The sequence below is a fragment of the Streptomyces sp. NPDC039430 genome, assembly GCF_055639435.1.
The window spans coordinates 85962-108453 of the sequence record NZ_JBVKAK010000012.1 but is presented as its reverse complement, the minus strand read 5'-3'; the positions used below and the strand labels follow the sequence as shown (position 1 = coordinate 108453).

Here is a 22492-nt window from a genome sequence, read left to right as displayed (position 1 = left end):
TTCCGGGGACGGTGACCGAGGGACGGTGACCGGGGGGGGCGGTGACCGGGGGGGCGGTGACCGGGGGGGGCGGTGACCGGGGGCGGTGAGATCCGCTCAGGTCGTGGCGGCGGTCTTCTTCCGCCGGTTGCTGATCAGCTGGCCGCCGACCACCAGCAGTACGGCGATGACGAACATCGCCGTCCCGATGACATTGATCTGCACCGGCGTGCCGCGCTGGGCGGAGCCCCAGACGAACATGGGGAAGGTCACGGTCGAGCCGGCGTTGAAGTTGGTGATGATGAAGTCGTCGAACGAGAGCGCGAAGGCGAGCAGGGCGCCGGCCGCGATCCCGGGGGCGGCGATCGGCAGCGTGACCCGTACGAAGGTCTGCACGGGCCCCGCGTAGAGATCCCGCGCCGCCTCCTCCAGCCGCGGGTCCATCGACATGACGCGGGCCTTGACGGCGGTGACCACGAAGCTGAGGCAGAACATGATGTGCGCGATGAGCACGGTCCAGAAGCCGAGCTGCGCGCCCAGGTTGAGGAAGAGCGTCAGCAGCGAGGCGGCCATCACGACCTCGGGCATCGCCATCGGCAGGAAGATCAGGGAATTGATCGAGCCGCGCGCCCGGAAGCGGTAGCGGACCAGCGCGAACGCGATCATCGTGCCGAGGACGGTGGCACCGAGCGTCGCCCAGGCGGCGATCTGGAGCGAGAGCGTCAGCGAGCCGCACAGGTCGGCGACTCCGCACGGATCCTTCCAGGCGTCCAGCGAGAACCGCTGCCAGGAGTAGTTGAAGCGCCCGTTCGGCTTGTTGAAGGAGAAGACCATCACGACGATGTTGGGCACGACCAGATAGCCGAGCGTCAGCACGCCCGCGATGACGACGATGTTGCGTCGGAGCCAGCGCATCAGACCAGGTCCTCCGTCCCTGCTCGGCGGATGTAGAAGGTGACCATCAGCAGGACGATCGCCATGAGGATGAACGAGAGCGCGGCGGCCGTCGGATAGTCCAGGACCCGCAGGAACTGCGTCTGGATGACGCTGCCCACCATCTTCGTGTCGGTGGAGCCGAGCAGTTCGGCGTTGACGTAGTCGCCGCTCGCCGGGATGAAGGTGAGCAGGGTGCCGGAGACGACCCCGGGCAGGGAGAGCGGGAAGGTCACCTTCCGGAACGTGGTCAGCGGCGTGGCGTACAGATCGCCCGCGGCCTCGTGCAGCCGCCCGTCGATGCGCTCCAGCGAGGTGTAGAGCGGCAGGATCATGAAGGGCAGGAAGTTGTAGGTGAGTCCGCAGACCACGGCCATGGGGGTGGCGAGCACACGGTCGCCCTCGGTCCAGCCGAGCCAGCTGGTCACGTCCAGCACGTGCAGGGAGTCCAGGACGCCGACGACCGTGCCGCCGTCGGCGAGGATCGTCTTCCAGGCGAGCGTACGGATCAGGAAGCTGGTGAAGAACGGGGCGATGACGAGGACCAGCAGCAGATTGCGCCACCGTCCGGCCTTGAAGGCGATGAGATACGCGAGCGGGTAGCCGAGCAGCAGACACAGGATCGTGGCCGTGCCGGCGTACAGCAGGGAGCGGACGAACTGCGGGTAGTACTCCTGGAGCGCGTCCCAGTAGGTCTGGAAGTGCCAGGTGACCTCGAAGCCCTTCTCCAGGGAGCCGGTCTGTACGGACGTCGAGGCCTGGTAGACCATCGGCAGCGCGAAGAAGACCAGCAGCCAGAGGATGCCGGGCAGCAGCAGCCAGTACGGGACGAGCCGTTTGCGCCTGGACGCCTTGCGTACCGGGAGTTCGGGCGGGGTGGCGGGCGCGGCGGTAGGCGCCTCGGTGAGCGTCACGAGACCTCCCCGTCCACCGTCTCGATGCCCGCGGCGCCCACTGTCCCGGCGAGCGGGGACTGGGCGGCGTCCAGACCGAAGCTGTGCGCCGGGTTCCAGTGCAGGACCACCTCGGCGCCGGGGGCGAGCCGGCTGTCCCGCTCGATGTTCTGCGCGTACACCTCGAACTCGGGACAGACCGGGCTGTCGATCACATACTGGGTGGAGACCCCGATGAAGCTGGAGTCGGCGATCCGTCCGGTGATGCGGTTGCGGCCGTCGGGGACGGTGGCCGCGTCGTCCGCGTGTGCCAGCGAGATCTTCTCGGGCCGGATGCCGACCAGCAGCCTGCCGCCACGCGCGGTCGGGGCGGAGCAGCGTCCCGCGGGCAGCCGCAGTGTGGCGCCGCCCGCCGTGACCACCACGTCGTCGCCGTGGTTCTCGGCGACCTCGGCCTCGATGAGGTTGGAGGTGCCGAGGAAGTTGGCGACAAAGGTGGTGTCCGGGTTCTCGTAGAGGTCGGCGGGGCTGCCCAGTTGCTCGACCACGCCTCCGTTCATCACCGCGACCGTGTCGGCCATCGTCATGGCCTCCTCCTGGTCGTGGGTGACATGGATGAAGGTGATGCCGACCTCGGTCTGGATGCGCTTCAGCTCCAGCTGCATCTGGCGGCGCAGCTTGAGGTCGAGGGCGCCGAGCGGTTCGTCGAGCAGCAGCACCTGCGGGTGGTTGATCAGGGCGCGGGCGACGGCGACCCGCTGCTGCTGGCCGCCGGAGAGCTGGTGCGGCTTGCGCTTGGCGAAGTCGCCGAGCTGGACGAGATCGAGCATCGCGCCGACCTGCCGGCGTACGGACGTGATGCCGCGGCGGCGCAGTCCGAAGGCGACGTTCTCGTAGATGTCCAGGTGCGGGAAGAGCGCGTAGCTCTGGAAGACGGTGTTGACCGGCCGCTTGTACGGGGGCAGGCCGGTGACGTCCTTGTCGCCCAGGAAGACCGTGCCGGTGGTCGGCTCCTCCAGGCCCGCGATCATCCGCAGGGTGGTGGTCTTGCCGCATCCCGACGCGCCGAGGAGGGCGAAGAAGGAGCCCTGCGGCACGGTGAGATCGAGCGGCTGGACGGCGCGGAAGGATCCGTACGTCTTGCTGATCCCGGACAGGCGGACGTCGCCGCCGCCCCGGCTGGTGGATGCAGTCTCTGTCATGGGTAACGGTCCCGGGGATGAGAGAGGTGGACGGGCTGAGACCAGGCCGTCCCCGGCGATGGGGGAGGTACGGCGTCAGGCGCCGATGAGCTTGGCGAACTTCTGCTCGTACGCTGTCTCTTCCTCGGCGCTGAGGGAGCGGAAGGCGTGCGAGGCGGCGGCCATCGCCGCGTCCGGGAGGATCAGTGTGTTGTCGGCCATCGACTTGTCGATCTTCGTGAGTTCGGCGCGCACCCCGTCGACCGGGCAGACGTAGTTGATGTACGCGGCGAGCTGGGCGGCGACCGGCGGCCGGTAGTAGTGGTCGATGAGCTTCTCGGCGTTGGTTTTGTGCCGCGCCTTGGCCGGGACCAGGAGATTGTCGCTGGAGATGATGTAGCCGCTGCGGGGGATGGTGAACTTGATGTCCGGGTTGTCGTTCTGGAGCTGGACGATGTCCCCGGCCCAGGCGACGCAGGCGGCGATATCGCCCTTGTCGAGGTCGGCGGTGTAGTCGTTGCCGGTGAAGCGGCGGATCTGCTTCTTGTCGACGGCCTTCTGGATACGGGCGACGGCGGCGTCGAAGTCGTCATCGGTGAAGCTGCCCGGGTCCTTGCCCAGATCGAGCAGGGTCATTCCGATGGAGTCGCGCATCTCGGAGAGGAAGGAGACCCGCCCCTTGAGCCGCGGGTCGTCGAGCAGCTGGGAGACGGAGTCGACCGTGCGTCCGCCGGTGGCCTTCGCGTTGTAGGCGATGACGGTGGGGATGCCCGTCCAGGGGTAGCTGTGGGCGCGGCCCGGGTCCCAGTCGGGTGAGCGGAACTGGTCGGAGAGGTTCGCGAACGCGTGGGGCAGCTGGGCGGGGTCGAGCTTCTGCGCGTAACCGAGCCTGATCATGCGGGCGGCGAGCCAGTCGGTGACGCATATGAGGTCACGGCCGGTGTCCTGGCCGGCCGCCAGCTGCGGCTGGATCTTGCCGAAGAACTCGACGTTGTCGTTGATGTCCGCGGTGTACTTGACGCCGATGCCGGTGCGCTTGGTGAACGCCTCCAGCGTCGGGTAGTGCTTCTCGTCCTCGCTGACGTCCATGTACTCGGTCCAGTTGGAGAAGACGACCCGCTTCTCTTCGGCCGAGTGGTCGGTGGACGCGGGGCCGTCGCCCTCCCGCTTGGCCGGCGGGATCCCGCAGCCGCTCAGACCGGCGAGCCCGCCGATCGTGAGCGCGCCGACACCGGTGGCGCGCAGCATGGAGCGGCGGGTGAGGGCACCCCTGCCGCTGGTCAGGCTGCGCCGCATCGCGGCCAGTTGGGCCCCGGAGAGACGGTCGGGCTCGTACTGCTCCATGCGCTGTGCCCTTTCGGGTGGGTGGTCACTGCGGGCGGACGGTCACTGGGGGCGGTCCCCGAAGATCGTGCGGTGCCAGTCCTTCCTGGCCACCGCGGTGTTGTCGTACATCACATGCTTGACCTGCGTGTACTCCTCGAAGGAGTACGCCGACATGTCCTTGCCGAACCCGCTGGCCTTGTATCCGCCGTGCGGCATCTCGCTGATGATCGGGATGTGGTCGTTGACCCAGACGCAGCCGGCCTTGATCTCGCGGGTGGCCCGGCCGGCGCGGTGGACGTCGCGGGTCCAGGCGGAGGCGGCCAGGCCGTACGGGGTGTCGTTGGCGAGCCGGATGCCCTCGTCGTCGGAGTCGAAGGGCAGGACGACCAGGACCGGGCCGAAGATCTCGGACTGGACGATCTCGCTGTCCTGGGCGGCGTCCGCGACGAGGGTGGGCCGGTAGTACGCGCCGTCCTTCCAGGCGCCGCCGGGCGCCTCGCCGCCGGTGACGATCCGGGCGTGGCCGCGGGCCCGGTCGACGAAGCCGGCCACCCGGTCGCGGTGGGTGTGCGAGATCAGCGGGCCGAGGTCGGTGGCCTGATCGAAGGGGTCGCCGATGCGTACGGTCTCCATCAGGTCGGCGACGGCGCCGACGAAGGCGTCGTACAGCGGCCGCTGCACATAGGCGCGGGTGGCGGCCGTGCAGTCCTGGCCGCCGTTGATGAGGGAACCGGCGACCGCGCCGTGGGCGGCGGCTTCCAGGTCGGCGTCGTCGAACACCAGGAAGGGCGCCTTGCCGCCGAGTTCGAGATGGAGGCGTGTGACGGTGGCGGTGGCGATCTCGGCGACGCGCCTGCCGACGGCGGTGGAGCCGGTGAAGGAGGTCATCACGACATCGGGGTGGCCGACGAGACGTTCCCCTGCGTCGGGCCCGGCGCCGCTGACGATGTTGATCACGCCGTCGGGCAGTCCGGCCCGCTGGGCGGCCCGCGCGAACATCAGCGAGGTGAAGGGGGTGATCTCGGCGGGCTTGAGCACGATGGTGTTGCCCGCGGCGACGGCCGGGAGGATCTTCCAGGCGGCCATCTGGAGCGGGTAGTTCCAGGGCGCGATGGAGCCGACGACGCCGATCGGCTCGCGGCGTACGTACGAGGTGTGATCGGCGCTGTACTCACCGGCGGAGGCGCCCTGGAGATGGCGTGCGGCGCCCGCGAAGAAGGCGGTGTTGTCGATGGTGCCGGGGACATCGAACTCGGTGGACAGCTTGATCGGTTTGCCGCACTGGAGCGATTCGGCGTACGCGAAGTCGTCGGCCTGTTCGGCGAGGACGGCCGCGAACCGGTGCAGGGCGTCGGAACGCTCCCCCGGGGTGGTGCCCGACCAGCCGGGGAACGCCTCCCGCGCGGCGGCGACGGCGGCGTCGACATCGGCGGGCCCCGCCAGTTCGTACGCGTACAACTCCTCGCCGGTCGCCGGGTTCACGACGGCGTGCGTACGTCCCGAGGTGCCCGGACGCGGCCGCCCGCCGATGAACTGCGCACCGTCCGCGAAGCGGTCCCGCACCTGGAAGCGGTTGGCCATGACGCTCTCCCGATGGTCCGGCTGGTTGGTCAACTGTTGTCCCGGCTGTTGTTCCGGCTGTTGTTCCGGCTTCAATTGAGTGCCGATCCTGACAGAGCACTGCCACCTCAACAAGGGATTCCGTTGTTGCCTTTTGGTTACGCGACGGAATCGGTCGACCATGTGTCGCGTCAGCGTGGTGATCGGCGGACGGAATGTCAGTGGTGGCTGCCAGACTCGCATGCATGAGGACGAATGCGGAGCGCTCGGGACACCCGGGATACCCGGGACACCCGGGACACCCGAAGCGTGAGAAGTACCTGCTCTTCTGGGGGCACGCACCGCGCCGGGACGGCACGCTCGGCGCGAGCTGTCTCAGTCAGTGGTGGCCGTCGCCGTTCACGGCGGACGGGGTGGAGTACGCGACGGCCGAGCACTGGATGATGGCGGGCAAGGCGCGGCTCTTCGGGGACGAGCGGGCCGAGCGCGCCGTTCTGGAGGCGTCGAATCCCGCGCTCGCCAAGAAGGCGGGGCGGCTGGTGCGCGATTTCGACGAGGCCGTCTGGGAGCGCGAGCGCCTCGGCATCGTCGTGGAGGGCAGCGTCCACAAGTTCGGGCAGGATGCCGCGCTGCGCGGATTTCTGCTGGCCACGGGCGACCGGATACTCGTGGAGGCCAGCCCGATGGACCGGATCTGGGGCATCGGGCTGGCCTCGGACGACGAGCGGGCGCGCGACCCCGCGCGCTGGCGCGGGCTGAATCTGCTGGGCGTGGCGCTGATGGAGGCGCGCGAGCGGCTCAGGACCGGGGCCAGTACCGGAACCGGGGCCAGTACGGGGACCGGGGCTGGGACTGGGTCCGTCGCCGCGGCCCCTGGCTCTGCCGGGTCTCCGGGTCTAGCGGGTGACGTCGACGACCAGTGAGGTGCTGTAGTCGTCGTAGGTGCTGTCGTAGTCGTTGTTCCGTTCCTCGTTGATCGCCTGGGTGATGCCCCAGATGATGAAGCCGAGGAAGATGACGCCGAGGGCGATACCGATCGACCCGAGGATGACACCGGCGCGGGCCTGGCCTTCGTTGGTTGCCTGGCCCCGCCGCACCCTCTTCCTGCCGACGATGCCGAAGATCAGCGCGAGTACGCCGAGGACGATGCCGCCGATGCCGTAGAGACAGAACAGGCAGACGGACAGGATGCCGAGCACCATCGCGGCGACGCCCATCCCGTTCGCCGGGGGCTGCCAGCCGGGCTGGCCGTACCCCGGCATGCCCGGATACGGCTGGGCGGCGGGGTAGCCGGGATAGCCATAGCCCGGGGCCTGCCCCGGTCCCGCGCCGGCGCCGTACGGAGCGGCGGGGTGCTGGCCGGGCGAGGCGCCCGGGTAGCCGTAGGGACCGGGGGCGGGCTGGGCGGGTCCCCCGGGAGCGGTGGGCGGCGGGGGCACGGCGCCGAACCCGGACCCTCCGGCCGGCGTGTCCATGATCGTCGGCTGGTTGTGGATCGACCCCGCCGAAGGCTGCGGGGGCTGTGGGTGCTGTGGGTGCTGGGCGGCCCCTGCCGACTGCTGCTGTCCCGGGAGGTCGGGCGATATCGGCGGCGGCGGCAGCGGCGCCGGGTTGTCCAGCGGAATCCGCTGCTCGGGCGGAGCCCACGGATCACCCGGCTCGTAGCCGCCCGGCGGCTGCTCGCTCTTGTCTGACATGGGCCTCCCCCATCGTAATTCCGTCATGCTACGGCCTCCGGTCCACCCGGAAACGGCCCGGCCTACGATGATCCCTGACCCGAGCGGCCCAAGGCAGGGTACGGACGTCCCGTCCCTGCCCACGGCCGTTCCCTCTCGGCACCCGCCCCAGCATCCGGAGGACCCCGATGACCGATCTGCACCCCTTCATCGCGGGGCTGCCCAAGGCCGAACTGCATGTGCACCATGTCGGATCGGCGTCGCCCCGCATCGTGGCCGAACTGGCCGCCCGGCACGCGGACTCGAAGGTGCCCACCGACCCCGAGGCGCTCGTCGACTACTTCACCTTCACGGACTTCGCGCACTTCATCGACGTCTATCTCTCCGTCGTCGATCTGATCCGCACACCCGAGGACGTCCGGCTGCTGACCTTCGAGGTCGCCCGTGACATGGCCCGCCAGAACATCCGCTACGCCGAGCTGACGGTCACCCCGTACAGCTCGACCAGCCGGGGCATCCCGGAGCAGGGCTTCATGGAGGCGATCGAGGACGCCAGGAAGAGCGCCGAGGCCGAGTTCGGGGTCGTGCTGCGCTGGTGCTTCGACATTCCCGGCGAGGCCGGGCTGCCCGCGGCCGAGGAGACCGCCAGGCTCGCGGTGGACCTGCGGCCCGAGGGACTGATCGCCTTCGGTCTCGGCGGCCCCGAGATCGGCGTGCCCCGGCCGCAGTTCAAGCCGTACTTCGACCGCGCGATCGCCGCGGGCCTGCACTCCGTGCCGCACGCCGGTGAGACAACGGGTCCGGGGACGATCTGGGACGCCCTGCGCGACCTGGGCGCGGAGCGCATCGGCCATGGCACGAGCGCCGTCCAGGACCCGGAGCTGCTCGCGTACCTCGCCGAGCACCGCGTCCCGCTGGAGGTGTGCCCGACCTCCAACATCGCCACCCGCGCCGTCCTCGATCTCGACGAGCACCCGATCAAGGAGATGGTCGCGGCCGGGGTGCTGGTGACGGTCAACAGCGACGACCCGCCGATGTTCGGCACGGACCTCAACCAGGAGTTCGGGGTGGCCGCCCGGCTGCTGGGCCTGGACGAGCGCGGTCTCGCGGATCTCGCGAAGAACGGTGTCGAGGCCTCGTTCCTCGACACGGACGGCAAGAAGCGGCTCACCGCCGAGATCGACGCGTACACCGCCCAGTGGCTCGCGCGCTGACGATGGCCGGCGACCGGACGGACCGGGACACCGCCGCGCGGACCGTCGTCGCCGTCGGCCACCGCGGTGACCCCTACCGCGTACGGGAGAACACCCTCCCGTCCGTGCGCTCCGCGCGGCTGCGGGGCGCGGACGCGGTCGAGATCGATGTCAGGCTCACCCGTGACGGCGTGCCCGTGCTGCTGCACGACTCCACGCTGAAGCGGCTCTGGGGCCATGACCGGCGGCTGGCGGAGCTGACGTACGAGGAGCTGCGCGCGCTGACGGACGGCGGCGTCCCGACGCTGCGCGAGGCGCTCACGGCGGCGGACCCGGACGGGGCGCCCGGCGGAAGCGCGGGCAGCGGAAACGCTGGCGACGCGGGCAACGCAGGCGACGCGGTCACGGACGGGACGCGTTTCATGGTGGATCTTCCCGGCGCGACCGAGGAGTCGGTACGTACGATCATCGGCACGGTGCGTGACTGCGGCGCCGCCGAGCGCGTGTACTACTGCGCGGGCCCGAGCGCGATGCTCGCCGTCCGCGCCGCCGACGCGCGCGCCGAGATCGCCATGACGTGGACGACGCTCGCGCCTCCGCGTCCGGCCCTGCTCGCGGCGGTGCGGCCACGCTGGCTCAACTACCGGTTCGGACTGGTCAGCCGGGAGCTGGCCGACCGCGACCACCGGGCCGGCCTGCTGGTCTCCGCCTGGACCGTGGACACCCGGCGCAGCATGCGCCGGCTGATCGCGCACGGCGTCGACTCCGTCACCACCAACCGGATCGGTGTCCTGGCCGCGCTGCTGGACACTCGTCGTTCCTGAGCCCCCGGGCATACGGTCGGGCATGACGAGCCGCCCGCCGTGACCGACGGTCCTTCCCGTGATCACGGCGGGCGTGACAGGAGCAGAGGAGCGGATGTGTCCGACGACCACGACAAGCCACGCGCGACGGGGCGCATCCGCTCCGACATCGCCCACAACGCACGGGTCTGGAACTACTGGTTGGGCGGAAAGGACAATTATCTGGTGGACCGCGCGGTCGGCGACCGGATCACCGGCATGTACCCGAGCATCGGGGAAGTGGCGCGCGCGGACCGGGCGTTCCTCGGCCGGGCGGTCCGGCATCTCACCGAGGACCTGGGCGTACGGCAGTTCCTGGACATCGGCACGGGCCTGCCCACCGTCGACAACACCCACGAGGTGGCGCAGCGGATCGCGCCCGAGTCCCGGATCGTCTACGTCGACAACGACCCGATCGTGCTGGCGCACGCCCGCGCGCTGCTGACAGGTTCGGCGGCGGGCGTCACCGAGTACCTCGACGCGGACGCCCATGACCCGGACGCGATCCTGGCCGGCGTCGAGCCGACGCTCGACCTGCGGCGGCCGGTCGCGGTCATACTGCTCGGCATCCTGAACTTCGTCCTCGACACGGACGAGGCGCGGTCGATCGTACGGAAGCTGCTGGCCGCCGTACCCTCCGGCAGCTATCTGGTACTGACCCACCCCACGCTGGAGCTGGGCGGCGAGGGCAACGCCGAGGCCATGCGGTTCTGGAACGAGAACGCGACTCCGCCGATCACCGCCCGCGGCCGGACGGACATCGAGTCCTTCGTGGCCGGTCTGGAGCTGCTCGATCCCGGCATCGTCTCCTGCGCGCGCTGGCGTCCCGACCCCCGCCGGGACGACGGCGCGGCGGACGTGGCCCAGTTCGGCGTGGTGGCCCGTAAGCCCTGACGTGCTGCGAACAGGGGGGAGCGAAGGGGCGGGCGCGGGCGGCGGAGCGGCGTCCGGCGCAGGTGCGTGGGCCGTCGACCTCGGGGTGGCTCTGCTCATCCAGGCCGCGGTGACCATTCCGTTCGTCGTGCCGCGCGGGCCGGAACTGCCGCCCGCCGACTGGCCGTCGTACGGTCTGACCACGCTGGCCGTGCTGCCGCTGGTCTGGCGGCGCAGGGCGCCCGTGACCGTACTGCTGGCCGTGCTGGCGGCCCAGGTCGTCTACAGGTTCACGCTCGACGGTCCCGGCCAGCCGCTGCCGTATACCAGTCTGATGGCGCTCTACACCGTCGCCGCGCTGTCTCCCGCCCGCCGCCGAGTCCCCGCTGCCGTAGTGACCTTCGCGCTGGTCCCGCCGGGGGTCGCGTTGAACTCCGGGGAGGCGAGGGAGCTGCTGTTCTCGCTCTTCGTGTTCGGCGCGGCGTACGCGTTCGGCCGGCTGACCCACACCCGTCGGGCCTATACGGCGGCGGTCGAGGACCGGGCGGCTCAGCTGGAGCGGGCGAACCGTATCGAGGCCGAGCAGGCGACAGCGCGTGAACGGGCCCGGATCGCGCGGGAGATGCACGACATCCTGTCGCACGCGGTCAGCGTCATGGTGGTGCAGGCGGAGGCGGGCCCGGTCGCCGTACGCACCGCGCCCGAGCGTGCCGAGGCGGCCTTCGAGGCCATCTCGGAGACCGGCCGGGACGCGATGGTCCAGCTGCGCAGGATGCTGGGCGTGCTCCGCGAGACCGCGGAGCACGGCGCGAACACGGAGAGCGGCGAGGACCATACGATCCCCGAGGACGCCGGAGCCGCCGCGCGGTCGCCGCGCCGGCCCCAGCCCTCCCTGGCCGGGCTCCCCGGGCTCGTCGAACGGGTCGCCGCGGGCGGCCTCGCCATCGACTGCGTGACGGAGGGCCTGCCCCGCCCGCTGTCGCTCGACACGGAGGCGACCGTCTACCGCGTCGTCCAGGAGGCGCTGACGAATGTGGTCAGGCATGCCGCCGCGCGCTCCGTCCGCGTACGGCTGGAGTACGGGCCCGACGCCCTGGAGATCACGGTCACCGACGACGGCCGCGGCCCCACCGGCTCTGCCCCCGGCGCCGTCCCCGGTCATGGGCTGGCCGGCATCCGGGAACGCGCCGCACTCCACGGCGGAACGGCCAGGACCGGACCGGGCCCCGGAGGAGTGGGCTTCCGGCTCGCCGTACGGCTTCCGTTCGTACACTCCCGTGCGGAGGTGGGGAGTTGACGATCCGTGTGGTGGTGGCCGACGACCAGGAGCTGGTGCGCAGCGGGTTCTCGATGATCCTGGACGCGCAGCCCGGCATCGAGGTGGTCGCCGAGGCGGGCGACGGCGCGCGTGCGGTCGAGGAGGTGCGCCGCCACCGCCCCGAGGTGGCGCTTCTCGACATCCGGATGCCCGTGATGGACGGGATCGAGGCGTGCCGCGCCATCACGGACGCGACCGGCTGCCGCGCGGTCATGCTCACCACCTTCGACTCCGACGAGTATGTGTACGAGGCCCTGCACGCGGGGGCGAGCGGGTTCCTGCTCAAGGACGTCAGGCGCGACGATCTGGTGCACGCGGTACGGGTGGTGGCGGCCGGGGACTCCCTGCTCGCCCCGTCGGTGGCCCGCCGGCTCATCGAGGAGTACACCCGGCAGCCGCCGAGGCCCGCGGCGGCGGGTGCCGCGCGGCTCGGTGTCCTCACCGCCAGGGAGCGCGAGACGCTGCTGCAGCTGGCCCGCGGTCTGTCCAACGCGGAGATCGCGGCGGCGCTCACCGTCAGCGAACACACCGTCAAGACGCATGTGGGACACGTACTGGCGAAGCTCGGTCTGCGCGATCGCGTCCAGGCGGTCATCTGCGCGTACGAGACCGGTCTGGTCACCGCCGGGCATCCTCCCCACGGAGGAGACGGCGTGCCCGGCTCCCCCGTACCGGCGAGGGATTGAGACCGCGAGGACCGCTCGCTCAGGCGATCCGCCGGACCGCCGCGCTCAGCAGGATGGGACGGGTCGGCACCACCCGCCTCGCGCCTGGAGACCCAGAGATGCCTGCCCGCACACGCACCGCCGCCCTGGCCGCCGCCCTCGTTCTGGGGCTCGCGGCGGGACCCGCGGCCCCGGCCGCCCTCGCCACGGCGGCTCCGCACAGCGACACGTACGGAACCGCCCCCGACGCCGAGGCGCTGCGGTCCGCGCTCGCCGGTCTGCCCCGCGCCGACGCGACCGCCGCGCTGGTCAGGGTCGGCGGCGATGACGGCAGTTGGCGCGGCGGCGCGGGCGTCCACGATCTGCGCGGCGGCCGGCCCGCCGACGAGGACGGCCGCTTCCGGGCCGGTTCGGTGACCAAGGTGTTCACCGCCGCCGTGGTGCTCCAGCTCGCCGCCGAGCGGAAGGTGGACCTCGACCGCCCGGCCAGGTCCTATCTGCCGGCGCTGATCCCGGCGGCGTACGGCGCGGTGACCGTAAGGCAGTTGCTCGACCACACCAGCGGAATCCCGGCGGCCGAGCTGCCCTGGAGCACCGTCGAGGAGTCGTACGCCCACCGCTTCGACCGCCACGACCCGCGGGACATGGTCGCGTCGGCGACCGCGCGGGAGCGGGAGTTCGCGCCCGGGGAGGCGCAGCACTACCTCAACATCAACTACACCGTGCTGGGGCTGCTGATCGAGCGGGTCACGGGCGGCCGGTACGCCGCCGAGGTCCACCGCCGTGTGCTGGCACCGCTCGGGCTGCGCGACACGTACTTCCCCGGCGACGATCCGCGTATCAAGGGGCCGCACAACCACGGCTATCAGTCCTTCTCCCGGCCCGGCGACGGCTCCGACGAGGGCTCCGAACTGCGCGATGTGACGGCGTGGGGGGCCACGGACGCCTGGGCGGCGGGCGACGTCATCTCCACCACCGCCGATCTCGAACGGTTCCTCCAGGCCCTGTTCCGGGGCCGGGTGGTGCCGGAGCCGCAGCTGGCGGAGATGTTCACCCTGCCGGACCCGTCCGTGCGCGACCATGAGTCCGGCGACCCCGCCGCGTACAGCGCCGGTCTGTCGGTGGCGACGCTCGGGGGCCGTCAGGTGTGGGGCAAGACGGGCGGACGATGGGGCTACAACACGGCGGTCGCCGCCACCCGGGATCTCTCCCGGACCCTGGTGTACAGCGTCAACGCGACGGACGCGAAGGGCAGGGACATGAATCCGACCGCGCTGAAGCTGATGGTCGCCACGTTCGGCGCGCCGTCCGAGGAGCAGGCCCCGCCCGCGTAGGCCCTCCGCGCACGGGGAGAGCCGCGCCCGCGCGGAGCCGCGCCCGCGCCGGCCCGCCGCCTCTCAGACCGATGGCCTCACAGGTCGGCGCCCGGGTCCTCCCGCGACGGACCCGGGTCCTCGGCCCTGAGCGTCTCCGGCGGCACCTCCTTGGCGCGGGCCGTCAGCACCTTCCCGATGAACAGGTCGTAGACGAAGACCCCGATGAGCCCCCCGACCAGCGGTCCGACGATCGGGATCCAGAAGTAGCCGCTGAACCACTGGAAGCTGCCCGGCAGCGCGATGTCCCCCCAGCCCACGATGTACGTCCACAGCCGCGGACCGAAGTCGCGTGCGGGGTTGATCGCGTATCCGGCGTTCGTCCCGATGCTCAGACCGATCGCGAAGACGACCAGACCGATCAGGAACGGTGCGAGATTGGACAAGGGCCCGCTGTTGCGCGTGTCGATGAGCGCGCAGACCAGGATCAGGAGAATCGCGGTCCCGATGAGCTGGTCCAGCAGGGGACCCCACCAGGAATTGCCGAAGTATTCGGCCGGGAAGGTGGCGAAAATCGAGAAGGTGGAGAGAGACTCGTCCCTGGCGACTCCGGCCTTGTCATTGAAATCGTTGATGGCCCAGCTGTACGCGCCGAATACCAGGGCGGCGGCGAGAAAGGCGCCCAGGAGTTGTGCGCCCCAGTACGGAAGGACCTTTTTCCAGGGGAATCCGCGGCGCGCGGCGAAGGCGAGCGTGACGGCCGGGTTGATATGCCCTCCGCTGATACCTCCGGAGACGTACACCCCGAAGACCACGCCCAGACCCCAGCCCCACGAGATGATCAGCCAGTTCGCGGCGCCGAAGGCGACCGTCTGGCGGCCCGAACCAGGAAGTCCGGCGACGGCCACGGCGACCGATCCGCAGCCCAGCAGAATCAGTACGAACGTTCCCAGGAATTCCGCGAGCAGCTCGCCATTGAGTCCTTCGTGGTAGCCCCGGCGCTTTGTACTGGTGGTCGTACTGGTGGTCGCCATCGCTCCTCCTGCTTCAGACCTGCTTCGGACAGCCTTCGCGCATCCATCGGACGGCCCGAGCGGGCCTTGATAGAAGCGACTGTAGGACCGTCCGGCGGAATGCGCCCGGCGAGTGCGGCGCACAGCTGAGGGCCTGTCACACAGGCGGGGGAGCCATTCGGGTGAGGGTTTTCCGCCGCGCGCGAACGAAAAGGGCGGGCGGTGGACAAGAAGTCCACCGCCCGCCCTTCCGGCGGGAATTCCGCCCGGCCGGGAACCCGCCCCGGCGGCCCGGTCAGCCGTCGAGCGAGGTCATCACGTGCTTGATACGCGTGTAGTCGTCGAAGCCGTACGCCGAGAGGTCCTTGCCGTAGCCGGACTTCTTGAAGCCGCCGTGCGGCATCTCCGCGACCAGCGGAATGTGGGTGTTGATCCACACACAGCCGAAGTCCAGGGACTTCGACATCCGCATCGCGCGGCCGTGGTCCTTGGTCCACACCGAGGAGGCGAGCGCGAACTCGACGCCGTTGGCGTACTCCAGCGCCTGCGCCTCGTCCGTGAAGGACTGGACGGTGATGACCGGGCCGAAGACCTCGTTCTGGATGATCTCGTCGTCCTGCTTGAGGCCGGAGACGACGGTCGGGGCGTAGAAGTAGCCTTTGTCGCCGACCTGGTGGCCGCCCGCCTCGACCTTGGCGTGGGCCGGCAGCCGCTCGATGAAGCCGGAGACCTGCTTCAGCTGGTTGGCGTTGTTGAGCGGGCCGTACAGCACGTCCTCGTCGTCCGCCGCGCCGGTCTTCGTGTCGGCCGCGGCCTTCGCGAGCGCCGTCACGAACTCGTCGTGGATCGACTCGTGGACGAGGACGCGGGTGGCGGCCGTACAGTCCTGGCCCGCGTTGAAGTAGCCCGCCACCGCGATGTCCTCGACGGCCTTGGCGATGTCGACGTCCTCGAAGACGACGACCGGCGCCTTGCCGCCCAGCTCCAGGTGGACGCGCTTGACGTCCTTGGCCGCCGACTCGGCGACCTGGATGCCGGCCCGTACGGAACCGGTGATCGAGGCCATCGCCGGGATCGGGTGCTCGACCATCGCCCGGCCGCTGTCGCGGTCGCCGCAGATGACGTTGAAGACGCCCTTGGGGACGATCGCGCCGATGATCTCGGCCATCAGCGTGGTCGAGGCCGGGGTGGTGTCCGACGGCTTGAGCACCACGGTGTTGCCCGCGGCGAGGGCCGGCGCGAACTTCCACACGGCCATCATCATCGGGTAGTTCCACGGCGCGACCTGCGCGCAGACGCCGACCGGCTCGCGGCGGACGATGGAGGTGAGCCCCTCCATGTACTCCCCGGCCGAGCGGCCTTCGAGCATCCGGGCGGCGCCCGCGAAGAAGCGGATCTGGTCCACCATCGGCGGGATCTCTTCGGTACGGGTCAGCTCCAGCGGCTTGCCCGTGTTCTCGGACTCGGCGGCGATCAGATCCTCCGCCCGCTCCTCGAAGGCGTCCGCGATCCTGAGCAGTACCTTCTGGCGTTCTGCCGGGGTGGTGTCGCGCCAGGCCGGGAAGGCGGCCGCGGCTGCCTCCATGGCGGCGTCGACGTCGGCCTGCCCCGAGAGCGGGGAGGTGGCGTACACCTCGCCCGTGGCCGGGTTGACCACGTCGATGGTCCGCCCGTCCGCGGCGTCCCGGAACTCTCCGTTGATGTAGTTACGCAGCCGGCGCAGCTCGGTGGTCACTGCCACCCCTCCTGTCGGAAGTTACGTATCGGAATGTCCGATGGGTGAGACACCCACCCTAATCGGTCGGTCGACGCTTTCGACAGGCCGGACCCCCCACAACTTCGGATTCGGTGAGATTCGATCGCCTCAACAACGAATTTCATCGATACAGGGTTGCGGGACAGACGAGTCGCAGTGCACAGTGAAGCGCGTGGCCAGTCGCAGCGCAGACTCCAGGACAGACTCCAGGACCGGGAACGGATCGTCGCCGTCCATCGATGCCGTGTCCCTCGCGATCATCGAACAGCTCCAGGAGGACGGGCGGCGTCCGTACGCCGCGATCGGCAAGGCCGTCGGCCTCTCCGAGGCGGCCGTGCGCCAGCGCGTCCAGAAGCTGCTCGACCAGGGCGTGATGCAGATCGTCGCCGTCACCGACCCGCTCACCGTGGGCTTCCGGCGCCAGGCGATGGTCGGCATCAATGTCGAGGGCGATCTCGATCCCGTCGCGGACGCGCTGTCGGCCATGGACGAGTGCGAGTACGTGGTGATGACCGCGGGCTCGTTCGACCTGATGGTGGAGATCGTCTGCGAGGACGACGACCACCTGCTGGGCGTCATCAACAAGCGGATCCGCGCGCTCCCCGGCGTGCGCTCCACCGAGAGCTTCGTCTACCTCAAGCTGAAGAAGCAGACCTACATGTGGGGAACCCGATAGCCGTGAGCAAGGACCTCTCCAAAACCGCGTACGACCACCTGTGGATGCACTTCACCCGCATGTCGTCGTACGAGAACGCACCCGTGCCCACCATCGTGCGTGGTGAGGGCACCTACATCTACGACGATCAGGGCAAGCGCTACCTGGACGGTCTCTCGGGGCTCTTCGTGGTGAACGCCGGGCACGGCCGCCACGAGCTGGCCGAGACCGCCTACAAGCAGGCGCAGGAGCTGGCCTTCTTCCCGGTGTGGTCGTACGCGCACCCCAAGGCCGTCGAGCTGGCCGAGCGGCTCGCCCACTACGCGCCGGGCGACCTCAACAAGGTCTTCTTCACCACGGGCGGCGGCGAGGCGGTCGAGACCGCCTGGAAGCTCGCCAAGCAGTACTTCAAGCTGACCGGCAAGCCGACCAAGTACAAGGTCATCTCACGCGCCGTCGCCTATCACGGCACGCCGCAGGGAGCCCTGTCCATCACCGGTCTGCCGGCCCTGAAGGCGCCGTTCGAGCCGCTGGTCCCGGGCGCGCACAAGGTGCCGAACACCAACATCTACCGCGCGCCGCTCCACGGCGACGACCCCGAGGCCTTCGGCCGCTGGGCCGCCGACCAGATCGAGCAGCAGATCCTCTTCGAGGGTCCGGACACGGTCGCGGCGGTCTTCCTGGAGCCGGTGCAGAACGCGGGCGGCTGTTTCCCGCCCCCGCCCGGATACTTCCAGCGGGTCCGCGAGATCTGCGACCAGTACGACGTCCTGCTCGTCTCCGACGAGGTCATCTGCGCCTTCGGCCGGCTCGGCACGATGTTCGCGTGCGACAAGTTCGACTACGTACCGGACATGATCACCTGCGCCAAGGGCATGACCTCGGGCTACTCCCCGATCGGCGCGTGCATCGTCTCCGACCGGCTCGCCGAGCCGTTCTACCAGGGTGACAACACTTTCCTGCACGGCTACACCTTCGGCGGCCACCCGGTCTCGGCGGCGGTCGGCCTCGCCAACCTCGACATCTTCGAGCGCGAGGGCCTCAACCAGCACGTCCTGGACAACGAGTCCGCCTTCTTCGACACGCTGAACAAGCTGCACGACCTGCCGATCGTCGGCGACGTGCGCGGCAACGGCTTCTTCTACGGCATCGAGCTGGTGAAGGACAAGGCCACGAAGGAGACGTTCACGGACGAGGAGACCGAGCGCGTCCTGTACGGCTTCCTCTCCAAGGGGCTGTACGAGAACGGCCTGTACTGCCGTGCCGACGACCGCGGCGACCCGGTCGTGCAGCTGGCGCCGCCGCTGATCTCCGACCAGTCGACGTTCAACGAGATCGAGGGAATCCTGCGGTCGGTGCTGACGGAGGCGTGGACCAAGCTCTGACGCCGACGGTGTCCCTCCCGTTTCCCGGGACACCTCCGGCCGGTTCCGTACCGACCGTACGGAACCCACCCCCGCATGACGGCCCGGGTGCCGCCTTTCGAGTGAGAAGGGCGGCACCCGGGCCGTGTGCTGTCCGTACTCCCGGCTCCGAATCCTTACCGTGCCCAGTGACCGATCGTCGCCGCCTTCGTTCCCCCGGACGGGGGAGGTAAATCCGAACCGAGGTGTACGCCAATGGTGGCCCCACCGGACAACGACGTGCTCTGGGCGCGTTCTCTGAACTACTCCCACAACGGCTCCCCCGCACTCGACAGCGTCTCGCTCGGGGTGCGCGAGGGTGAGATCCTCGCCGTCAACGGCCCGCGCGGCAGCGGCAAGACGACTCTGCTGCGGTGTCTGTCGGGTCAGCTGGTGCCGCAGGAGGGCGAGGTCTGGTTCAACAGCTCGCCGGTCCACACCATGAGCGCGGCGCTCCGCGAACAGCTGCGCCGCGACCGCTTCAGCTGGATCGGCCCCGAGCCGTCCCTCGTCCCCGAACTCAACGCCTGGGAGAACGCGGCCCTGCCGCTGCTGATGCGCGGCTCGTCCCATCGCGCCGCCAAGGCGGCGGCCATGGAGTGGCTGGAGCGCCTCGACATCGGCGGCTGCGCCCGTAAACGTCCGTACGCGCTGTACCAGGCACAGCGGCAACGCGTCGCCGTCGCCCGCGCGCTGGTCACCACGCCCTCGGTGCTCTTCGCCGACGAGCCGGCGGCGGCGCTGCACCTCACGGACGGCGCGCAGGTGCTGCGCACGCTGACCACCGCGGCCCGCTCGCACCGGATCACCGTCGTCCTGGCCACTCTGGACGAGGAGCTCACGGCGCTCGCCGACCGTACGGTCTCACTGGTGGACGGACGCCGGGTCAACTCCCTCCGGCCGTCCGAGGCGGAAGGCCGGGCCGCGTGCTCGCTCTCCGTCTAGGCCGCGGCGCCCACCCCCTGGTCCTGCTGCGCCGGCTGCTGGTCGCCGCCGCCTCCGCCGGGGTCGGTTTCCTTCTTCTGTGCACCCTGGGCTGGGCGCTGGACCATCCGGCCGGGTCCCAGGCGCGACTGCTCTGGTGTCTGATCCCGCTGGCCGCGACGGTGCAGTTCGCGGTCGCCACGGCCCGTACCGATCAGAGCACCCTGCCCCGCTCCGGGCTGTCGGCGGTGGGCCTCGGCCCGGCGCGGCTCGCGGCGCTGGCCGCCGCGTCGACCGCCGTGTCCTGCACGCTGGGCAGCGCGGTGGCGCTGCTGTTCTTCCTTCATCTGCGCGGTGATCTGACGGGGATGCCGTTCGACGGCGAGGCCGCGAAACTGCTCGCCGCGGGCCGTCCGCTGCCGCTGGGCGCGGCACTGACGCTGCTGGCCGCGGTGCCGGTGCTGGCGTCGGCGGCGACCTGGCTGGCGCTGCGGACGCGCACCACGGCCGGGCTCCCGCCCGCCCCCGCCAGGATGCCGGTCCGGCCCGTCAACACCATGGTGGCGACCACGGATCCGGACACGGACACGGGCGCGGGCGCGGACATGGACGCGGATCCGCATACGGCGTCGGGCAAGGCCATCGAGGCGGCGGAGGCCGCGGAGGCGGCCAAGGCCCCGGACACCGCCATCGACGAGCCCAGGCTGATGCCGCCCGTGCGCGTACCCGAACCGGGGCCGACGCCGGCCGGTCTGCCGTGGGGTGTCGCGATCGCGGCGGCGGGGCTCGCGGTCGAGACCTACGCGAGCCGGGGCGGTGGCGGCACCCCGCCGCCGCTGCCGGGCCACTTCGACGGCAGTTCGGCCGGAGTGCTGGCGGGCTGGGCGCTGACGGCGCTCGGCCTGGCGCTGGCCGGGCCGGGGATCACCCATCTCTGCGGCTTGCTGCTCCAGGCCATGCGGCCCGGCGCGATCCGGCTGCTCGCGGGCCGCACGCTGATGGCCGAGGCGCGCCGCATCGGACGCCCGCTGGGCGTGCTGTGCGCGGTGGTCTCGGGCGCGTTCGCCGCGGCGTCCCTGTACGGCCCCGGTGAGGAACGGCCCTTCGGCCCGCTGACCGGCCTCGGCGCCGCCCTGGTCATCGGCTGCACGGTGGCCACGGTTCTGACGGCGGTCCTGGAGGCCAAACAGGCCCGTGTCTCCACCACCGAGTCCCTGTACCGGCTCGGTGCCCCCGCCACGCTCCTGCGGACGGCGGCGGCGGTGCGCGCGACCACGATCCTCGTGGTGTTCGCCCCGCTGACCTGGGCGGTGGCGGCCCTGGCGGCGGTCCCGCTGACCAACTGAGCCGGCGCTCTCGCCGGAACCGGCCGTGCCCCGCCCGAGTGCGGGGGACGGCCGGTTCCGGCGTTCCGGGGCCGTCGGGCCGGGGGCCCTGGCGGCAACACCCCGTCGGCCACGCCCTATCGTGACCCCATGCCGAACGACGCCCAGTCCCCCGCGCACACCGAGGACCACGAGGACCACGAGATCGAGACCCTCGACGAGTTCGACCGGGTCGTGCGGGCGGGCACGCTCGGCGGATACCGGCTGCAGTCCGTCGATCTGACGGCCCGTACGCCGGAACTGCTCCGCACCGACACCGCCGACGCCGTCTTCCTCGGCTGCCCCATGGAGCCCCGCGCCGCCGACAAGGTCCGGTCCGACGGCGCCATGGTGTTCCCGCCCGTTCCCCATCTCCCGTTCGATCCCTACCGAGGGTTCGTCTACTCGCCCGACCAGCTCTTCGAGGGGCTGGCGGAAGGCGGTTACGAGGCCACACCCGACGCGCGCGCCTACGCGTGGTTCCAGCGGACCAAGGCGGACGGCGACATCCTCGCGTCCATGCTGCGCGCGGTGCACGACGACGCGATCTCCGACGCCCTGGACGAACTCCTCGTGGGCGCCAGGGTGGTGGGCGTGATGGGCGGACACGCGATGGCGCGCGGTACCGACGCGTACGCCGGCGCGGCACGGCTCGGCCGCTCGCTCACCCGTACCGGACTGACCGTGGCGACCGGCGGCGGGCCCGGCGCCATGGAGGCCGCGAACCTCGGCGCGTACGCGGCCTCCCACCCCGACGACATGCTGGACGAGGCGCTCGGCATGCTCGCGGAGGCACCGTCGTTCGTGCCCTCCATATCCGACTGGGCGCGGGCCGCCTTCGCCGTACGCGCGCGCTGGCCCAAGGGCGAGGCCTCGATCGGGATCCCCACCTGGTTCTACGGCCACGAGCCGCCCAACGCCTTCGCCGCGCACATCGCCAAGTACTTCGCCAACGCCACCCGCGAGGACGGCCTGCTGGCGCGCTCCAACGCGGGCGTGGTCTTCCTGCCGGGCGCGGCGGGCACCGTCCAGGAGATCTTCGACAACGCGACGCCGAACTACTACGAGTCGCGCGGTGAGCCGACCCCGATGGTCCTGGTCGACCGGGCCCACTGGACGGAGCGGCTGCCTGCCTGGCCGCTGCTGACGGCGCTCGCGCGGGAACGCCGGATGGAGTCCCGTATCGCGCTCGTCGACACGGTGGACGAGGCACCGGCGGCGCTCGCCCGGCTCGCGGCGGGGTGAGCGGCGGGCCGTCGACGAGGTGAGCGGCGGGAGCGGACGGCTTCCTCCTGAAGGACGCGACGTTTCCCGAACCGCTGGACGCCGTACGGGTCGTGGCCAGGGGCGACGCGCCGCTCGCGCGCGGTCCGTCCAACGCCGAGATCGCCGGCCGGCTCACCATCGCGGACCACACGGTCAAGGCGCACATCAGCCGGCTGTTCGCGAAGGCGCGGCTCAGGGACCGGGCGCAGGCGGTGATCCTGGCGTACGAACTCGGTCCGGTGCGGCCGGGCGCGCGGCGCCATGACCCGTGAGGTACGGGGACGCCCCGGCCGTGTCCGCCGCCCGCGTATCCGGCCGGTTCTGAGCGGCCCGCACTCCCGGCCGGTCCTGATCCGCCG

20 protein-coding genes and 1 pseudogene are annotated in these 22492 nt (G+C 70.8%); 13 read left to right on the top strand and 8 right to left on the bottom strand.

Annotation, left to right across the window (positions count from 1 at the left end; all coding sequences use genetic code 11):
• Positions 1–96: 96 nt before the first annotated feature.
• The 5 genes from ACZ7LS_RS27250 to ACZ7LS_RS27230 all read right to left on the bottom strand — a co-directional run bounded on the left by ACZ7LS_RS27250 (position 97) and on the right by ACZ7LS_RS27230 (position 5893).
• The gene (locus ACZ7LS_RS27250) at positions 97–894 is read right to left on the bottom strand and encodes an ABC transporter permease (protein ID WP_382517063.1); all 798 of its coding nucleotides are present in this window, start codon (positions 892–894) and stop codon (positions 97–99) included.
• Positions 894–1826, bottom strand: coding sequence for an ABC transporter permease (locus tag ACZ7LS_RS27245; RefSeq protein WP_385133439.1), 933 nt, complete (start codon positions 1824–1826; stop codon positions 894–896). Before ACZ7LS_RS27245 ends, ACZ7LS_RS27250 begins: the two co-directional genes overlap by 1 nt.
• A complete protein-coding gene (locus ACZ7LS_RS27240; protein ID WP_382517068.1) occupies positions 1823–3007 on the bottom strand; it encodes an ABC transporter ATP-binding protein in 1185 nt (394 codons plus the stop codon). The genes ACZ7LS_RS27245 and ACZ7LS_RS27240 overlap by 4 nt, the downstream gene beginning before the upstream one ends.
• A 75-nt stretch (positions 3008–3082) precedes the next feature.
• Complete coding sequence (locus ACZ7LS_RS27235; RefSeq protein ID WP_382517070.1) at positions 3083–4330, bottom strand: ABC transporter substrate-binding protein; 1248 nt, start codon at positions 4328–4330, stop codon at positions 3083–3085.
• A 42-nt stretch (positions 4331–4372) separates the two neighbouring features.
• Positions 4373–5893: a gamma-aminobutyraldehyde dehydrogenase gene (locus ACZ7LS_RS27230; RefSeq protein ID WP_385133435.1), complete on the bottom strand. Its 1521-nt coding sequence runs from the start codon at positions 5891–5893 to the stop codon at positions 4373–4375.
• A gap of 224 nt (positions 5894–6117) precedes the next feature.
• Between ACZ7LS_RS27230 and ACZ7LS_RS27225 the strand changes: the two genes are divergently transcribed.
• A complete protein-coding gene (locus tag ACZ7LS_RS27225) occupies positions 6118–6795 on the top strand; it encodes an NADAR family protein (protein ID WP_385133432.1) in 678 nt (225 codons plus the stop codon).
• Here the strand turns inward: ACZ7LS_RS27225 and ACZ7LS_RS27220 are convergent.
• Complete coding sequence (locus tag ACZ7LS_RS27220) at positions 6769–7569, bottom strand: DUF4190 domain-containing protein (RefSeq protein ID WP_385133429.1); 801 nt, start codon at positions 7567–7569, stop codon at positions 6769–6771. The two genes, ACZ7LS_RS27225 and ACZ7LS_RS27220, sit on opposite strands and share 27 nt — an antisense overlap.
• A gap of 167 nt (positions 7570–7736) precedes the next feature.
• On the opposite strand from ACZ7LS_RS27220, the gene ACZ7LS_RS27215 reads away from it, so the two are divergent.
• From ACZ7LS_RS27215 to ACZ7LS_RS27190, 6 genes are all read left to right on the top strand, one after another.
• The gene (locus ACZ7LS_RS27215; protein ID WP_382517079.1) at positions 7737–8762 is read left to right on the top strand and encodes an adenosine deaminase; all 1026 of its coding nucleotides are present in this window, start codon (positions 7737–7739) and stop codon (positions 8760–8762) included.
• Between the two features lie 2 nt (positions 8763–8764).
• Complete coding sequence (locus ACZ7LS_RS27210) at positions 8765–9565, top strand: glycerophosphodiester phosphodiesterase (RefSeq protein WP_385133478.1); 801 nt, start codon at positions 8765–8767, stop codon at positions 9563–9565.
• A 96-nt stretch (positions 9566–9661) separates the two neighbouring features.
• Positions 9662–10477 (top strand): SAM-dependent methyltransferase, encoded by an 816-nt coding sequence (locus tag ACZ7LS_RS27205; protein ID WP_385133426.1) that lies wholly within the window; start codon positions 9662–9664, stop codon positions 10475–10477.
• A 1-nt stretch (position 10478) separates the two neighbouring features.
• Positions 10479–11753 (top strand): sensor histidine kinase, encoded by a 1275-nt coding sequence (locus ACZ7LS_RS27200; RefSeq protein ID WP_385133423.1) that lies wholly within the window; start codon positions 10479–10481, stop codon positions 11751–11753.
• Positions 11750–12460: a response regulator gene (locus ACZ7LS_RS27195; protein WP_382517085.1), complete on the top strand. Its 711-nt coding sequence runs from the start codon at positions 11750–11752 to the stop codon at positions 12458–12460. The genes ACZ7LS_RS27200 and ACZ7LS_RS27195 overlap by 4 nt, the downstream gene beginning before the upstream one ends.
• Positions 12461–12558: 98 nt before the next feature.
• Positions 12559–13773 (top strand): serine hydrolase domain-containing protein, encoded by a 1215-nt coding sequence (locus ACZ7LS_RS27190; protein ID WP_385133420.1) that lies wholly within the window; start codon positions 12559–12561, stop codon positions 13771–13773.
• A gap of 77 nt (positions 13774–13850) precedes the next feature.
• Here ACZ7LS_RS27190 and ACZ7LS_RS27185 read toward each other — a convergent pair whose 3' ends face one another.
• Positions 13851–14720, bottom strand: coding sequence for an MIP/aquaporin family protein (locus ACZ7LS_RS27185; protein ID WP_382665030.1), 870 nt, complete (start codon positions 14718–14720; stop codon positions 13851–13853).
• A 340-nt stretch (positions 14721–15060) separates the two neighbouring features.
• Positions 15061–16500, bottom strand: coding sequence for a gamma-aminobutyraldehyde dehydrogenase (locus ACZ7LS_RS27180; RefSeq protein WP_382517094.1), 1440 nt, complete (start codon positions 16498–16500; stop codon positions 15061–15063).
• A 193-nt stretch (positions 16501–16693) separates the two neighbouring features.
• Between ACZ7LS_RS27180 and ACZ7LS_RS27175 the strand changes: the two genes are divergently transcribed.
• From ACZ7LS_RS27175 to ACZ7LS_RS27150, 6 genes and pseudogenes are all read left to right on the top strand, one after another.
• Complete coding sequence (locus tag ACZ7LS_RS27175; RefSeq protein ID WP_382517097.1) at positions 16694–17197, top strand: Lrp/AsnC family transcriptional regulator; 504 nt, start codon at positions 16694–16696, stop codon at positions 17195–17197.
• The gene (locus ACZ7LS_RS27170) at positions 17182–18561 is read left to right on the top strand and encodes an aspartate aminotransferase family protein (RefSeq protein WP_382517100.1); all 1380 of its coding nucleotides are present in this window, start codon (positions 17182–17184) and stop codon (positions 18559–18561) included. Before ACZ7LS_RS27175 ends, ACZ7LS_RS27170 begins: the two co-directional genes overlap by 16 nt.
• 234 nt (positions 18562–18795) lie before the next feature.
• On the top strand, positions 18796–19524 hold the full coding sequence (locus ACZ7LS_RS27165; RefSeq protein ID WP_382517103.1) for an ABC transporter ATP-binding protein: 729 nt from the start codon (positions 18796–18798) through the stop codon (positions 19522–19524).
• Positions 19506–20849, top strand: coding sequence for a hypothetical protein (locus ACZ7LS_RS27160; protein ID WP_385133415.1), 1344 nt, complete (start codon positions 19506–19508; stop codon positions 20847–20849). Before ACZ7LS_RS27165 ends, ACZ7LS_RS27160 begins: the two co-directional genes overlap by 19 nt.
• Before the next feature lie 129 nt (positions 20850–20978).
• Positions 20979–22112, top strand: coding sequence for an LOG family protein (locus ACZ7LS_RS27155; RefSeq protein WP_382517109.1), 1134 nt, complete (start codon positions 20979–20981; stop codon positions 22110–22112).
• Positions 22113–22135: 23 nt separating this feature from the next.
• Positions 22136–22405, top strand: a pseudogene (locus ACZ7LS_RS27150) (response regulator transcription factor); the annotation flags it as partial.
• Between the last annotated feature and the right edge of the window lie 87 nt (positions 22406–22492).